At 73.4% G+C, this 14044-nt stretch carries 17 protein-coding genes; 7 read left to right on the top strand and 10 right to left on the bottom strand.

Going from position 1 to position 14044, the window contains the following annotated elements:
• Positions 1-49 precede the first annotated feature (49 nt).
• From B0I33_RS23005 to B0I33_RS22985, 4 genes are all read left to right on the top strand, one after another.
• A complete protein-coding gene (locus B0I33_RS23005; RefSeq protein ID WP_106180945.1) occupies positions 50-1144 on the top strand; it encodes a tyrosine-type recombinase/integrase in 1095 nt (364 codons plus the stop codon).
• A gap of 74 nt (positions 1145-1218) precedes the next feature.
• Positions 1219-1989, top strand: coding sequence for a GAF and ANTAR domain-containing protein (locus tag B0I33_RS23000; protein WP_106181146.1), 771 nt, complete (start codon positions 1219-1221; stop codon positions 1987-1989).
• 204 nt (positions 1990-2193) lie between these two features.
• The gene (locus tag B0I33_RS22990) at positions 2194-2712 is read left to right on the top strand and encodes a CGNR zinc finger domain-containing protein (RefSeq protein ID WP_106180943.1); all 519 of its coding nucleotides are present in this window, start codon (positions 2194-2196) and stop codon (positions 2710-2712) included.
• A 35-nt stretch (positions 2713-2747) separates the two neighbouring features.
• On the top strand, positions 2748-3527 hold the full coding sequence (locus B0I33_RS22985) for an SGNH/GDSL hydrolase family protein (protein WP_106181145.1): 780 nt from the start codon (positions 2748-2750) through the stop codon (positions 3525-3527).
• Between the two features lie 53 nt (positions 3528-3580).
• On the opposite strand, the gene B0I33_RS22980 is transcribed toward B0I33_RS22985, so the two are convergent.
• The 7 genes from B0I33_RS22980 to B0I33_RS22950 form a co-directional block, all read right to left on the bottom strand.
• Positions 3581-4009 (bottom strand): SRPBCC family protein, encoded by a 429-nt coding sequence (locus tag B0I33_RS22980; protein WP_106180942.1) that lies wholly within the window; start codon positions 4007-4009, stop codon positions 3581-3583.
• Positions 4006-4323 (bottom strand): ArsR/SmtB family transcription factor, encoded by a 318-nt coding sequence (locus B0I33_RS22975; RefSeq protein ID WP_106180941.1) that lies wholly within the window; start codon positions 4321-4323, stop codon positions 4006-4008. Before B0I33_RS22975 ends, B0I33_RS22980 begins: the two co-directional genes overlap by 4 nt.
• Positions 4324-4710, bottom strand: a complete 387-nt coding sequence (locus tag B0I33_RS22970) for a VOC family protein (RefSeq protein ID WP_106180940.1) — start codon at positions 4708-4710, stop codon at positions 4324-4326.
• A gap of 108 nt (positions 4711-4818) precedes the next feature.
• Positions 4819-6057: an SPFH domain-containing protein gene (locus B0I33_RS22965; RefSeq protein WP_425440515.1), complete on the bottom strand. Its 1239-nt coding sequence runs from the start codon at positions 6055-6057 to the stop codon at positions 4819-4821.
• 127 nt (positions 6058-6184) lie between these two features.
• Positions 6185-6616, bottom strand: coding sequence for an NfeD family protein (locus B0I33_RS22960; protein ID WP_106180938.1), 432 nt, complete (start codon positions 6614-6616; stop codon positions 6185-6187).
• 85 nt (positions 6617-6701) lie between these two features.
• A complete protein-coding gene (locus B0I33_RS22955) occupies positions 6702-7505 on the bottom strand; it encodes a DUF3097 domain-containing protein (RefSeq protein ID WP_106180937.1) in 804 nt (267 codons plus the stop codon).
• A 50-nt stretch (positions 7506-7555) separates the two neighbouring features.
• Complete coding sequence (locus tag B0I33_RS22950; RefSeq protein ID WP_106180936.1) at positions 7556-8308, bottom strand: TetR/AcrR family transcriptional regulator; 753 nt, start codon at positions 8306-8308, stop codon at positions 7556-7558.
• A gap of 83 nt (positions 8309-8391) precedes the next feature.
• On the opposite strand from B0I33_RS22950, the gene B0I33_RS22945 reads away from it, so the two are divergent.
• Positions 8392-9216, top strand: coding sequence for an NAD(P)H-binding protein (locus B0I33_RS22945; protein ID WP_106180935.1), 825 nt, complete (start codon positions 8392-8394; stop codon positions 9214-9216).
• Between the two features lie 31 nt (positions 9217-9247).
• Here B0I33_RS22945 and B0I33_RS22940 read toward each other — a convergent pair whose 3' ends face one another.
• Both B0I33_RS22940 and B0I33_RS22935 read right to left on the bottom strand, forming a co-directional pair.
• Entirely contained in the window at positions 9248-10051 is an 804-nt protein-coding gene (locus B0I33_RS22940) for an SCO1664 family protein (RefSeq protein ID WP_106180934.1), read from the bottom strand.
• A 5-nt stretch (positions 10052-10056) separates the two neighbouring features.
• Positions 10057-10641: a DUF3090 domain-containing protein gene (locus B0I33_RS22935; RefSeq protein WP_106180933.1), complete on the bottom strand. Its 585-nt coding sequence runs from the start codon at positions 10639-10641 to the stop codon at positions 10057-10059.
• 85 nt (positions 10642-10726) lie between these two features.
• On the opposite strand from B0I33_RS22935, the gene B0I33_RS22930 reads away from it, so the two are divergent.
• Both B0I33_RS22930 and B0I33_RS22925 read left to right on the top strand, forming a co-directional pair.
• Positions 10727-12661 carry a S9 family peptidase gene (locus B0I33_RS22930; protein ID WP_106180932.1) on the top strand — a complete coding sequence of 645 codons (1935 nt, stop codon included), beginning with the start codon at positions 10727-10729 and terminating at the stop codon, positions 12659-12661.
• Entirely contained in the window at positions 12658-13587 is a 930-nt protein-coding gene (locus tag B0I33_RS22925) for a S66 peptidase family protein (protein ID WP_106180931.1), read from the top strand. The genes B0I33_RS22930 and B0I33_RS22925 overlap by 4 nt, the downstream gene beginning before the upstream one ends.
• Here B0I33_RS22925 and B0I33_RS22920 read toward each other — a convergent pair.
• A complete protein-coding gene (locus B0I33_RS22920) occupies positions 13565-14008 on the bottom strand; it encodes an SRPBCC family protein (protein WP_106180930.1) in 444 nt (147 codons plus the stop codon). The two genes, B0I33_RS22925 and B0I33_RS22920, sit on opposite strands and share 23 nt — an antisense overlap.
• Between the last annotated feature and the right edge of the window lie 36 nt (positions 14009-14044).

Here is a 14044-nt window from a genome sequence, read left to right as displayed (position 1 = left end):
CCAGCGGGGCACCACGGTCACGTCCGTCTCGCGGTGCAGAATCAGCGTGATGACCGACCCGTCCTCCGCCACCGAACTCGTCGCCCGCCGCGCCGACCAGGACGCGCTCGCCGAGGCGGTGGAGCACCTGCCCGCGCTCCCACCCGCCGACCCCGGCGACCGGTACGCCGTCCGGCACGTCACCCTGCTCTGGCTCGCCGCGGACAAGAGCGAGCACACGCGGCGCGCCTACTACGCCGACCTCGCCGCGTGGCTGACCTGGTGTGCCCGCAACGGTCTCGACCCGCTGCGGGCCCGGCGGGCCGACGTCGACGCCTGGAAGGCCACCCTGACCGTGACCGGCCGCGACGGCCTGCCCCGGCCCGCCGCACCGTCGACGGTCGCGCGCACGCTGGCCGGTGTCTCCAGCTGGTACCGCTACCTGCAGTCCAACGACGTCGCCGACACCAACCCCATCGGCGCCGTCGCCCGGCCGAAACGGGCCAAGGCCTCTCCCCTGCCCGCGCTCGACGAGCGCTCCGCCGCGAAGCTGCTCGACCACGCCGAGGCGCGGGCGCGGCGCAACGACACGGAGGCCTCGTGGCGGGACGCCGCGCTCATCGCCCTGCTCTTCTACACCGGGCTGCGCGTCTCCGGCATCACGACCGCGACCGTAGCCGATCTGGACACCGACTCCGGGCACACGATCCTGCGCTACACCGGCAAGGGCGGGCAACGCGACTTCGTGCCGGTCGTCGCACCCGCGCTGCGCCCGCTCGCCGGTTACCTCGCCGTCCGCGCCCGGCGCGAGGCCGTGCCGGCGGAACGGCTGTCCGGGCCGCTGCTGGCGACCACACCCCACCCGCACGATCCCGCCAAGCCGGGCGGGAAGCCGCTGCGGCAGCGCGACGTCTGGCAGACCCTCCGCAGGCTCGCCGCGCAGGCGGGGCTGGCCGCCGCCGACAGCATCTCCCCGCACACCGCGCGCCGCACCACCGGCACGCTGCTGCTCGCCCACGGGGTGCCCGTGCAGCGGGTGCAGGACCTGCTCGGGCACGCCGACATCCGCACCACCCGCGACCGCTACGACGCACACCGGCACAAGCTGGACAGCTCACCGGTCCACACGCTCGCCCAGCTCCTCGCCGAGCACCGCACGTCCTGACCGCGGGAGCGGGGGACTCGCGTTTGGCGGCATCGGGGCCCGGGTAGCCGCCGCCGGAGAGCGAGGTGAGCCGGATCGTTGCCGAACGCGAATGGGAACTCGAACGCGAACGGTTCCACGACGACGCCACGCCGCTGAACGGCCCGCTCGCCGGCGAGTTCGTGGACCTCGCGGCGCGGCTGCTGGCGGCCCGCACGGTGCCGGACGTGCTGGACAACGTGGTGGACACCGCCAGGCGCGTCGTGCCCGGCGCCGACCTGGCCAGCATCACGCTGCGGAACTCCCGGGGCGAGTACAGCACGCCGGTGCGCACCGACCCCGTCGCCGCCGAGCTCGACCACCTGCAGTACCGCACCGGAGAGGGACCATGCGTCCACGCCGCGGATCCGGCAGGCGACGGCACCGCTCGCAGCGACGAGCTGGCCAGCGGTGAGCGGTGGCCGCGCTGGGGCCCGGCCGCGGCCGAACTGGGTGTGCACGCCGTGCTGTCGACCGCGTTGCTGCCCGTTTCCGACCTGCCCAGGGCGGGCGCGCTCAACCTCTACTCCTACCGCGCGCACGGTCTCGACGCCGCGGACCGGGACATCGCGCTCGTGCTCGCTTCCCACGCCGCGATCGCGCTGCACGCCGTCCGGACGGCCTCCGCGGCGGACCTCGAGTCCGCCCAGTTACGCGAGGCGCTGCAGAGCCGCGACGTGATCGGCCAGGCGAAGGGCATCCTCATGGAACGCCGCGGCGTCAGCGCCGACGAGGCGTTCGACATCCTGCGCCGCTCGTCTCAGGAGCTCAACGTCAGGCTCGCCGATCTCGCGCGCACACTGGCCGAGCGGCGGGCGGAGCTGTGAGCCCGCTTCCCGGCGGCCGGGTCGCGCCGCGCACCCGCCCGTTCACCCGCAGCAGCCAGCTGCCGCAGGCGCACCGCAGGTAGCTCAGCGTCCCCTCGGAGACGGCGTGGACGGAGCCGGCCGATCCACGGAGCTCGCGGACCGGGCAGCCGCAGTGCGGGCAGAGTTCGTCGGTCATGCCCGCCAGCGTGGTGTAATGAGTCAGTGCACTTCAACCCTTACGGCGGGCTCGCGGCGCAGGTCGCGGCGGCGGTGGTGAACGCGGGCGGCACCGGACCCGAGGACCTGGTCACGGCGATGCGGAACGCGGGGATGGCCTCGGTCCCGCGCCTGTCCGTGGCGCAGGCACAGGAGATCGCGGAGTGGGCGCGGCGGCTCCGCCCGGTGTTCACCGAGACCGCGCTCGGCACGCGCATCGCGCTGGTCAACGACCTGCTGGCCGACTCGGCCTGCCGCCCGTTCGTCTCCCGGCACGACGGACTGCCCGCGCACCTGCACTACTCCGGCGAGGACGACGGTCCCGTCCGGCGCGTCCAGGCCTACACCGCGGGCGGGCTCGCCCACCTGCTGTGCGACGACCCTTCCCGGTGCGGGACGTGCGCCCGGGACGGCTGCGCCGTGGTCTTCGTCGACACCTCGCGCAACGGGCGGCGCCGCTTCTGCTCCACCCGGTGCGCCACCCGGGTCCACGTGGCGCGGCACCGCGACCAGCACCGCGTGTGACAGGCCACAGCGCACCCGTGGCTACAGTGCGGGTCATGGTCAATCGCTTCGTGGCTCTGGGGGACTCGTTCACCGAAGGGGTCGGCGACGACGACCCCGGCTCGCCCAACGGCGTGCGGGGGTGGGCCGACCGCACGGCGGAGCAGCTCGCCCGGCAGCGCCCCGGCCTCGAGTACGCCAACCTCGCCGTCCGCGGCAGGCTGCTGGCCGACGTGATCGCCGAGCAGGCCGGGCCCGCGATCGCCATGCGGCCGGATCTGGTGACCCTCTACGCGGGCGGCAACGACCTCATGCGCCCAAAGGCCGACCTGGATGCCCTCGCCGAGAGCTACGACCACACCGTCGCCCGGCTCGCGGCCACGGGCGCGACCGTCGTGTTGTTCACCGGGGTCGACGGGGTGGAGGACCCGTTCTTCCGGCGACTGCGGGGCCGCACCGCGATCTACAACGAGCACGTGCGGCTGATCGCCGCCCGGCACGGTGCGCTGCTGGTGGACATGTGGGCCATGCGCTCGCTGCGGGACCGCAGGCTGTGGGCCGCCGACCGGATCCACCTCAACGCGCACGGGCACACGCTCATCGCGGCGGCCGTCCTCGACGCGCTGGGAGCCGACCACGACGTCATACCGGCCGATCTCGGCCCGCGCGCCGTGCTCACCAGCCGGGAGCGCCGCGCCGAGACCTGGCGGTGGGCCCGCGAGCACGCCGTGCCGTGGGTGGGCCGCCGGTTGCGCGGCACCTCGTCGGGGGACGCGATCACGCCGAAACGACCCGCCCTGGCCCCGGTGACGCTCGTGAGTGAGAAGCGTGGTTAGAACCACGTTTCCCACTCACGAGCCGGGACCAGGCACGGCGGCGCGTGTGCCCGTCAGAGGCCGGCGTCGAGCACGGCGGCGAGCTTCCTCGGCACGCCGGTCCGCCAGCCGCCGCCCATGATCCGCCACGCCACCTGGTCCCGCTCGTCCCCGGGGTCGAAGCCCTCGTGGCTGAGGAACAGGCGGGTGCCCCGTCCCTCCGGCTCCAGCCGCCAGGTGACGGTCCACCGCTCACCCCACCGGATCGACAGCAGCTTCTCCGGTTCCACGGCCAGCACCTCGCACGGCACCGGGCCGCCCTCGAACCCCGCGGCGAGCTTCGGCTCGGAGTGCAGCTGGAACCGGTGCCCCACGACCGGCGCGATGTCGTTCGGCATCAGCCAACGCGCCAGCAGTTCCGGTTCGGTGAGCGCGCGCCACACCGTGTGCGGCGGGTGGGCGAGGAACTGGTCGACGTGGATCGCGGTCCGTTCCCCGCTCACAGCTCCTCCTCGTCGAGCAGGTCACGCAGCCCGGCGAGCTTCGCACGCCAGAACCGCTCGTACGGGGTGAGCCAGTCGGCGACGTCCCGCAACGGCTCCGCCTCCAGCGAGTAGTAGCGGAACCGGCCCTGCCTGCGCTCGCTGACCAGCCCCGCCTCGCGCAGTACCTTCAGGTGCTCCGAGAGGCTCGGCCTGCGCATGTCGAAGTGCTCCGCGAGCCGCTGGACCGGCTGCGGGCCGTCCAGCAGGAGCCGGAGGACGTCGCGCCGGACCGGGCTCGCGAGCGCGGCGAACACCTCGTCGGTACGGCCCATCTACGCGGGCCTGGCGCCGAGCGCGGACGGCTGCAGCAGCGAGATCGGGTTGCCGTCGGGATCGGTGAACGAGGTCGTCCTGCCCCACGGCATGTCCTGCGGTGGCTCGGCGTCCACCCCGGCGGCGCGCAGCGCGGCGTGGTCGGAGTCCACGTCGTCGGTGTGGAACTGCAGGTGCACGGGACCGCCGAACCCGCGCCCGTCGACCGTGAAGTCGACCAGCACCACGCCGGTCTCCGCGCCCCTCGGCGCGACCAGCACGAACCTGCCGTGCGGTCCCTCCCGGTCCAGGAGCGACTCGAAACCGAGCGTTGTCAGGTAGAAGTCCTTCGCCCGCACGTGGTCGGCCACGGGGACGGAGACGAACTGCAGCTTCTTGATGTCCATGCCGGAAACAATAGGTAGGAAATCCCCTACCCGTCAAGGTGGGCCACCATGCGGAAGGCCGCCGCCCCGCTCCGGGGACGGCGGCCTTCCGCGTCGGCGTGCTGTCAGTCAGCCCTGGCGCGGGCCCTGCGGCGGCTGCGGCCCACCGGGTGGTGGGTTGAACCCGCCCGGCTGCTGCGGCCGCTGCGGCGGCTGGGGTGGCGCCGGGGGCTGTTCCTCGCCCCGCTGCTCCGGCTGCGGGGCGGGCGCGCCGGCGATCCCGGCCAGCCCGGACAGCGCCGTCGGGGCGGGGCGGTCGGTCCCGGACGTGGTCAGCGGGCCCGGCACCTCCTGCCGCGCCACCTTCTCGGCCTCCCGCACGGCCTCGGCGACCTTCGGGTCGGTCGAGGTGTCGAACCAGCTGGCGACCTCCTCGTCCTCCAGCGGCGGCATCTCGACGTGGTCGTCCTTCGGCGGCTCGTACCGGAACACCCCGTCCTCGCCGGGCGCACCGAGCTGGCGGGCGAAGCCCTCCAATGCCTTGCCGTACTCGCTGGGCACCAGCCACACCTTGTTCGCGTCGCCCTGCGCCATCTGCGGCAGCGTCTGCAGGTACTGGTACGCCAGCACCTCGGGGGTCGGCCTGCTGGCCTTGATGGCGGCGAACACCTTCTCGATCGCCTTGGCCTGGCCCTGCGCCTGCAGGTACCGCGCTGCCCGCTCACCCTGTGCCCGCAGGATGCGGGACTGCCGCTCCGCCTCGGCGGCGAGGATCGCCGCCTGCTTGGAGCCCTCGGCCGCGAGGATCTGGCTCTGCTTCTGGCCTTCGGCAGTCTTGATCGCGGACTCCCGCTGACCCTCCGCGGTGAGGATCATCGCGCGCTTCTCGCGGTCGGCGCGCATCTGCTTCTCCATCGAGTCCTGAATGGACGGAGGCGGATCGATGGCCTTCAGCTCGACGCGCGCGACGCGGATGCCCCACCGGCCGGTGGCCTCGTCGAGCACGCCACGCAGCTGCCCGTTGATCTGGTCGCGCGAGGTGAGCGTGTCCTCCAGGCTCATCCCGCCGACCAGGTTGCGCAGGGTCGTCGTGGTCAGCTGCTCGACACCCACGATGTAGTTCGAGATCTCGTAGACGGCGGCGCGCGAGTCGGTGACCTGGAAGTACACGACCGTGTCGATCGAGACGGTCAGGTTGTCCTGGGTGATCACCGGCTGCGGCGGGAACGAGACCACCTGCTCGCGGAGGTCGATCCTCGCGCGCACCTTGTCCAGGAACGGCACGAGGAAGTTCAGACCGGGCGAGGCGACCGACTTGAACCGGCCAAGGCGCTCGATCACCGCCGATTGTGCCTGCGGCACCACCATGATCGCCTTCGCGACCGTGACGATCACGAAGAGCGCGATGATGGCGACAACGATTATCGCTGCGGTCGACAAGACTGGGATCCCTTCATTGTGTGCGATCGGCTCCGGCGGCGGTGCGCCCCGGCCGTCACGGCTCCGCCGACACGACGGCGGTCGCCCCGGAGATCTCCACGACGGTCACGGTGGTTCCCGGCTGGATCACCTGGCCCTCGGTGAAGCTGCGTGCGGACCACACGTCCCCGGCCAGCTTGACCTGACCCCCGTGCGGATCCACTGTGGACAGGACGACGGCCTGGGCGCCCACCAGCGCGTCGGTGTTCGTCTTCACGCCTGGTCCGGCGAGGAATCTCCGCTTGAGCGCGGGGCGGGCCAGCACCAGCAGGCCGATCGAGGAGATGGCGAACACGGCGACGTCGACGAACGGGTTGCCCGTCAGCGCGGCGGAACCGGCGCCGAACAGCGCCCCGATGCCCAGCATGAGCAGCACGAAGTCACCCGAGAGCACTTCCGCCACCATCAGGCCGATACCGACGACGAGCCAGATCAGTGCCGCTGTCATGTGCACATGCTCCCAGATAGTGACGAAGGCGACCGAGGAGATCGCTGGACGTGACCGACGCGTGACCTTGCCCTGGTCACGGTGCTCACCCCGGGGCGGTGACGAAGTCGATCAGCCGCTCGACAGCGCCGATCAGCGGTGTCTCCAAATCACGGAAGCTCCGGACGCCCGCCAGCACGCGCTGCCAGCCCTCGAACGGCTCGCCCCAGCCCAGCGCGTCGCACACGCCCTGTTTCCACTCCACTCCCCTCGGCACCGACGGCCATTCCCGGATGCCGACGGACGCCGGTCGGACCGCCTGCCACACGTCCACGAACGGGTGGCCGGTGACCAGCACGTGCTCGTCGTCGACGGCGTCGACGAGACGCGACTCCTTGCTGCCCGGCACCAGGTGGTCCACCAGGACGCCGAGCCGCCTGCCGGGCCCGGTGCCGAACTCGGCGATGCGCTCGGCGAGGACGTCCACGCCGTCCAGCGGTTCCACCACCACGCCCTCGACACGCAGGTCGTGCCCCCACACCCGCTCGACCAGCTCCGCGTCGTGCCTGCCCTCGACCCAGATCCGGGAGTCGCGGGCCACCCGGGCCCGCAGCCCGGAGACCGTGAGCGAACCGGACGCGGACACCGCGCGGGCCGGGGCGGGCTCCTGCCGGGGCGGGACGAGCGTGACCGGCTTGCCCTCGAGCAGGAACCCGGCTGGGGTCAGCGGGAAGACGCGATGCCTGCCGTGCCGGTCCTCGAGGACCGCGTTGCCGTGCTCGATCCGCACCAGCGCACCGCAGAACCCGCTCGCCGGGTCCTCCACCACGAGGCCCGGCTCGGCGGGCACCTCGGGGACCTTGCGGCGGCGCGGGCCTGCCAGCACGTCGTCGTAGGAATGGGAGCGCACGGGAGCAGACCGTAGCGGTCACGCATCGTCGCGGACACCCAACACGCCGGTCAGCGGTGCCGCTCGCGGTGGGCGCGGATGCGGGCCTCGATGCCGTCGAGCAGCAGGCCGAGCCCGAAGTCGAAGCTGTCCACGCCGGAGTGGAACCCACCGGCCGCCCACACCCGCCGCACCGCGGGGAAGTCGTCAGGGTCGACGTGCTCGTCGAGCAGCGGTTCGTGCTCCGCCCACCAGTCCCGCTCGCTGGTGCCGGTACGCAGTTCGAGCCGCCTGCTCTCGATCGACCGGCGCGCCATCCCGCGGATGTAGTTGTCCACGGTGTCGGTCGCCGCCAGGATCTCCTTCTCCGGCAGCCCCGTGCCCGCCAGTGACCGCAGCGCCGAGTCGAAACGGCGGATCGTGTTCGGCCCGAGCGGGTACCGCGTCGACACGTGCAGCATCCAGTCGTGCCGGTGGTACAGCGCCCAGTCCTCGCGTGCCCACGATTCGGTCTTCTCCCGCCAGCCGCCCGCGACCGTGTGCGGGAGCGACGCCTCGGCGTCCACGGCGTCGAGCATCAACGCCACCAGCTCCGCCTTGCCGGGGACGTAGGTGTAGAGCGACATCGTGCCCACCCCCAGCCGTTCGGCCACGCGCCGCATGGACAGGGCGGCCAGCCCGTCCCGGTCGGCCAGCTCGATGGCCGCCGCCACGATCTGCTCCACCGTCAGCGCCGGTTTGGGCCCACGGCGGGCGGCACCGCCCGCCCGCCACAGCAGGCGCATGGCCCTGGACAGGTCCTTCGGCCCACCGTCGTCCCTCATGACCGGAAAGCATAGAACTCCGTGCGGTGTACGAGGTAAGCTGCCAGAGAGTCGTACGGTGTACCGAGTTTCTGGGGGTGCGGATGACGATCCTGGTGACGGGCGCGACCGGCAACATCGGCCGGATGGTGGTCGACGAGCTGAGGGGCTGCGGCGAGCCGGTGCGGGCGCTCACGACTGACCCGGTCAAGGCGGCACTGCCGCCGGACGTGGAGGTGTACGAGGGCTATCTGGGCAGGCCGGAGACCCTGCCCGCGGCGCTGGCCGGGGTGGACAAGGTGTACCTGGCGCCGCTGCCCGCCACCGCGGGCCGGTTCGCGGAGCTGGCCCGGGATGCCGGAGTGCGGCACGTCGTCGCGCTGTCGTCGATCCTCGCGGACGAGCATGCGGAGGATCCCTACGCCCGTTCGTTCGCGACGATCGAGCGGGCGGTCGAGGACGCCGGGCTCGCCTGGACCCACCTGTGCCCCGGGTCGTTCATGGAGAACACCCTGCGCTGGGCGGACTCCGTGCGCGCCGAGGGCGTGGTGGCGGAGCCCTTCCCGAACGCCACCGACACCCCGATCGCCATGGCCGACATCGCCGCGGTCGCGGCCACGGCGCTCCGGGAGGACGGCCACGAGCGGCGCCGCTACCGGCTCAGCGGCCCGGAGGCACTGACCGTGCCGCAGCAGGTGCGGGCGATCGCCGACGCACTCGGGCGTGCGGTGCGGTACCGGGAGCTGACCCGGGAGGAGGCCCGCGACCGCTGGCTGGCGCAGGGCGTCGACGCCGCGACCGCGGACTGGCTGCTCTCCGGGGGAGACGACATGCGGATGACGCCCGAGCCGGGCTTCACCGAGGCCACCGGTCGGCCGGGCACCACCTACGCGGAGTGGGCCCGCCGCCACGCCGGCCTCTTCCGCTGAGCGACCTCGGCACGCCCACCCAGCGCGTGGGTTAGAAGAGGGGCCAGGGGATCGCGCGCCACTCGTCGCCGGGTGCCGGGAACCGGCCCTCGGCGAGCAGCCGGTCGATGCGCTCGGCGAGCGCACGCACCTCACGCCGCGTGAGGTGTTCCGTGAGCGCCTTACCGAGGTCGTGGTCCACCGCCGAGCGCAGCCTCCGCAGCCTGTCGGACGTCTCGCCCGGCAGCGGCTCGTCGATCCAGCCCCACAGCACCGTGCGCAGCTTCGGCTCCGCGTGCAGGCAGATGCCGTGGTCGACGCCGTACACGCGGCCGTCGGCACCGCTGAGCACGTGCCCGCCCTTGCGGTCGGTGTTGTTCACCACGATGTCGAGCACGGCCAGGTCCCGCACCCCCGGCCGGTCGGCGTGCACGAGGACGGCGGGCTCGCCGACCCGGTCGTGGGCGTGCAGCACGACCCGCCAGCCCTCCGGCACGTCGTCGGGGGAGCGCACGTCGACGAGTTCCTCCTCGGCGGTCTCCACCCACAGCTGCACCATGCCCGCGCCGAACGGGCCCTCCCGCAACGCGGTCGGTGGCACGTTGGCGAGCCCGGCCGCCTCGGCGATCAGGTAGGTCGCGACCTCACGGTCGGCGAGGGTCCCGTCCGGGAAGTCCCACAGCGGCCGCTCCCCCGACACCGGCTTGTACACGGCGTTGGCGCTCAGACCGTCCAGCTCCACCGCGCAGAAGAGGGTGACGTTGGAGGCGTCCACGAGCCTGCCCTCGACGTCGAGCCTGCCGTGCCGGATCAGGTCCCGCGCCGCCGGGTCCGCCGGGTCGAGCCGCCGCTCCACCCGGCTCAGCCTTCGGTGCCTTCGATGACGTCCTCACCACGCCGGTAGCCGTTCTGCCGGGGACAGATGTGCCCCGCGGGGTCGAGCGGCTCGCCGCACAGCGGGCACGGCTTGCGACCGGCGTTGACCACCCGGTCGGCGCGGGCCGCGAACGCGCGCGCCGACGCCGGGCTGAGGAAGACGCGCACCGCGTCCGGGCCCTCCTCCGTGTCGTCGAGCACCACCGTCTCGTCCACCTCGCCCTCGGTGATGGCGAGCAGCTCTATGACGACGGCACTGCTCTCGGCGTCCCAGCCGAGCCCCATCGTTCCGACCCGGAACTCCTCCTCGACCGGGACGTCGAGGGGGTCGGAGTCCACGAGCTCGTCGGGAGCCTCGTCGGGCACGTCGGCGCCGAAGCGCGACGCGATCTCCTCCAGCAGCGAGGTGAGCCGCTCGGCGAGCACCGCGACCTGCTGCTTCTCGATCGTCACGCTGATCGTCCGCGTGTCCTCAGAAGCCTGCAGGTAGAACGTGCGGTCGCCGGGTTCCCCGACGGTTCCGGCGACGAAGCGGTCGGGTTGGCGGAAGACATGAATGACGCGAGCCATGGCACCCCTGACCCTAGGCCAACCTCCGAGATCAAGCTCGTCCGGGGCGAGCCCGGCATCCGGCGGCTGCGCCTAAGGTGGCGGGATGCCGGAGACCGCCCCGCACGGAACGTGGACCTCTCCCCTCCAGGCTAGCGACGTCGCGGCCGCGGGCGCCCTGCCGCAGTGGGTCGCGGCGGTCGGCGGCGAGCTGTGGTGGGCGGAGTCACGTCCGGCCGAGCAGGGCCGGATCACGCTGCTGCGGGCCGGGGACGACGGGCCGGAGGAGCTGCTGCCCGCGCCGTGGAGCGCGCGCAACCGGCTGCACGAGTACGGCGGCCGCCCGTGGGTGGAGACCGGCGGGCTGATCGCGTTCACCCACTGGGCGGATCAGCGGATCCATGTTCGCGATCCGCGAACGGGTCACACGGCGCCGGTCACGCCCGAGCCCGCCGAGCCCCACGGCGTCCGGTACGGCGACCTGCGGCGTGGCCCGGACGGGCAGGTGTGGGCGGTGCGGGAGACGAGCACCGGCCCCCGCCGCACCGACGTCCGGCGCGATCTGGTCGCCGTCTCCCCCGCGGGCGGCGAGCCGGTGCCGCTGGCGGCCAGCCACCACTTCCTCACCGCGCCGCAGCCGTCGCCGGACGGACGGCACGCGGCGTGGCTCGGCTGGGACCACCCCGCGATGCCGTGGGACGGCACCGAGCTGTGTGTGGCCGAGATCCGCGCCGACGGCACGTTCGGCCCGCACCGGGTCGTCGCGGGCGGCCCCGATGTCGCGGTGTGCCAGCTGGAATGGGAGTCGGCCGGGTCGCTGCTCGCCCTGCTCGACCCGGGCGGCTGGTGGAACCTGCACCGCGTCACCCTCGACGGCGAGTTGACCAACCTGGCGCCGGTCGAACGCGAGCTGGGCGGGGCGCTGTGGAAGCCGGGGACGCGGTGGTTCGCGCCGCTGGGCGGCGGCAGGCACGCCGTCGTCGCGGCGGGCAGGCTCGCCGTGCTCGACGAGGCGACCGGGACCGTCACCGACGTGCCGGAGGCGGCCGGGCTGACCGAGTGGTCCCCAACGCTGACCGCGGTGGCAGGCGGCGTGGCGGGGGTCGCGGCGGGACCGCGCAGCGAACCCGCGGTGGTGCGGCTCGACCTCGGCTCGGGCACGCTGACGCGCCCGGGCGCGCCGGTGGAGCCGCCCGCCCGCGAGCACCTGCCGGTTCCGCGCCGGCGCTGGTTCGGCTCCGTCGACGGCGAACCGGTCCCGGCGTACGTGTACCCGCCGGCGAACCCGGACCATCGCGCGCCCGACGGGGAGCTCCCGCCGTACGTCGTCCACGTGCACGGCGGGCCGACCGGTCGCCACCAGGGGACGCTGGACCTGGAGTTCGCCTACTTCACCAGCCGGGGCATCGGGGTGGTCGCCGTCGACTACGCGGGGTCGACCGGTTACGGCAGGCGCTACCGGGAACGACTGCGGGAACAGTGGGGCGTGCTGGACGTCGCCGACTGCGTCGCCGTGGCCGAGGCGCTCGTGGCGGAGGGCACCGCCGACCCGGAGCGGCTGGCGATCCGGGGCGGCAGCGCGGGCGGGTTCACCTCGGCCGCCGCGATCACGTCGGTCCGCACGTTCCGCGCCGCCACGATCAAGTTCCCGATCCTGGACCTGGCCGCGTGGACCGGCGAAGGGGGCGAGACGCACGACTTCGAATCCCGCTACGTCGAGGGCCTCGTCGGGCCACTGCCGGACACGGCAGAGCGCTACCGGGAACGGTCCCCGCTGCACCGCGCCGCGTCGACGGCCGGGCCGGTGCTGCTGTTGCAGGGGCTGGACGACCAGATCTGCCCGCCCGAGCAGGCCGACCGGTTCGTCGCGGCACTGCACGGCACCGGTGTCCCGCACGCGTACCTCACCTTCCCCGGGGAGCAGCACGGGTTCCGCGGGGCGGAGACGATCGAGGCGGCGCTGGAGGCCGAGCTGTCCTTCTACGGTCAGGTGTTCGGCTTCGCACCGCCGGGTGTGCCCCGGCTGGAGCTGCGGCGGTGACCTGGCCGTTGCGCCCCGGCGACACGGTCGCCCTCGTCGCACCGGCGGGCCCGGTGACCGTGGAGAAGCTCGCGGCCGGGGCGGCGGTGCTGGAGTCGTGGGGGCTGCGGGTGCGGCGGGCCACCGGGCTGCTCGCGCGGCATCCGCAGCTGCCCTACCTGGCGGGTACGGACGCCGAGCGGGCGAGGGACTTCACGGAGGCGTGGCTGGACCCCGAGGTGACCGCGGTGTTCGCGGCCCGTGGCGGCTACGGCTGTCCGCGCGTGCTCGACCTGCTCGACTGGGAGGCGCTGCGGCAGGCTCCGCCGACGCTGTTCGCCGGATCCAGCGACACCACCGCCCTGCACGACGCGGTGGGCGCCCGGCTCGGCCTGCCGACGCTGTTCTGCCCCATGCCCGCCACGTCGTACTTCGACGCGGCGGCCGCGGCGCACCTGCGGGCGACCCTGTTCGAGCCCGGTACGGTCCGGGTGCTCACCGGTCCGGAGGCCGGGCCGCTGGTGCCGGGCCGGGCGGAAGGCAGGCTCGTGGGCGGCAACCTGAGCCTCCTCGCGGCTGGTGCCGGGACTCCGGGGACGCGCCCGGCGCGGGACGGGATCGCGGTGCTCGAGGACGTCGGCGAGGAGCCGTACCGGATCGACCGGATGCTGACCCAGCTGCTCCGCGCGGGGTGGTTCGCCGGGGTCAGGGGGATCGTGCTGGGGTCGTGGACCGGCTGTGGCGATCCCCGTGCCGTGCGGGAGGTGCTGCGGGACCGGCTGGGCCCGCTCGGGGTGCCGGTGCTGTGCGGACTCCGGTTCGGCCACTGCCCGTCGGCGCTGACCGTGCCGCTGGGGGTGCCCGCCGAGCTCGACGCCGCTGCCGCCCGGGTGGTCGTGCGGCAGCGGCGTGGCCCCGGGGACGTCAGTTCCAGTTGTCGATCTTGACGTCGTGCGGGTCGGGCGCACCCTTCCCGGTTTCGACCATCGACTTCAGGCTCATCAGGAACACCGCCCACTTCGTGCTGCAGTGGTGCAGGAACTCCACCGGCTCCCGCCAACCCCGGTGGTGGAACAGGACGATGGTGTGCTCACCTTCCTGGGCGAGTTTCCAGTCCACCTGGGTGCCGATCCACTCCTCCGGCCCTTCGATCACCTCCCACCGCACGCGCTGTCCCGGGGTGAGCTCGAGGACCTTCATGTCGAACCCACCGGCCCCGAACCGGAACCGGAGCACGCCACCCGGGTCGCCGCCGTCGCCCTGGGTATCGGCCGTCCACCAGCCGGCGAGGCCGTCGGTGGTGGTCAAGGCCTCGTAGACCTCGGCCACCGACGATCTGATGCCGACTCTGTGCAGGATGTCCACCATGGTCGAACCTTCTTTCTCGGGTCGGTTTCTCCGCTG

This window comes from Prauserella shujinwangii, assembly GCF_003001955.1.
Classification (GTDB): domain Bacteria; phylum Actinomycetota; class Actinomycetes; order Mycobacteriales; family Pseudonocardiaceae; genus Qaidamihabitans; species Qaidamihabitans shujinwangii.
The sequence above is the reverse complement of the archived record's forward strand: the minus strand, read 5'-3'. Positions and strand labels throughout refer to the sequence as shown.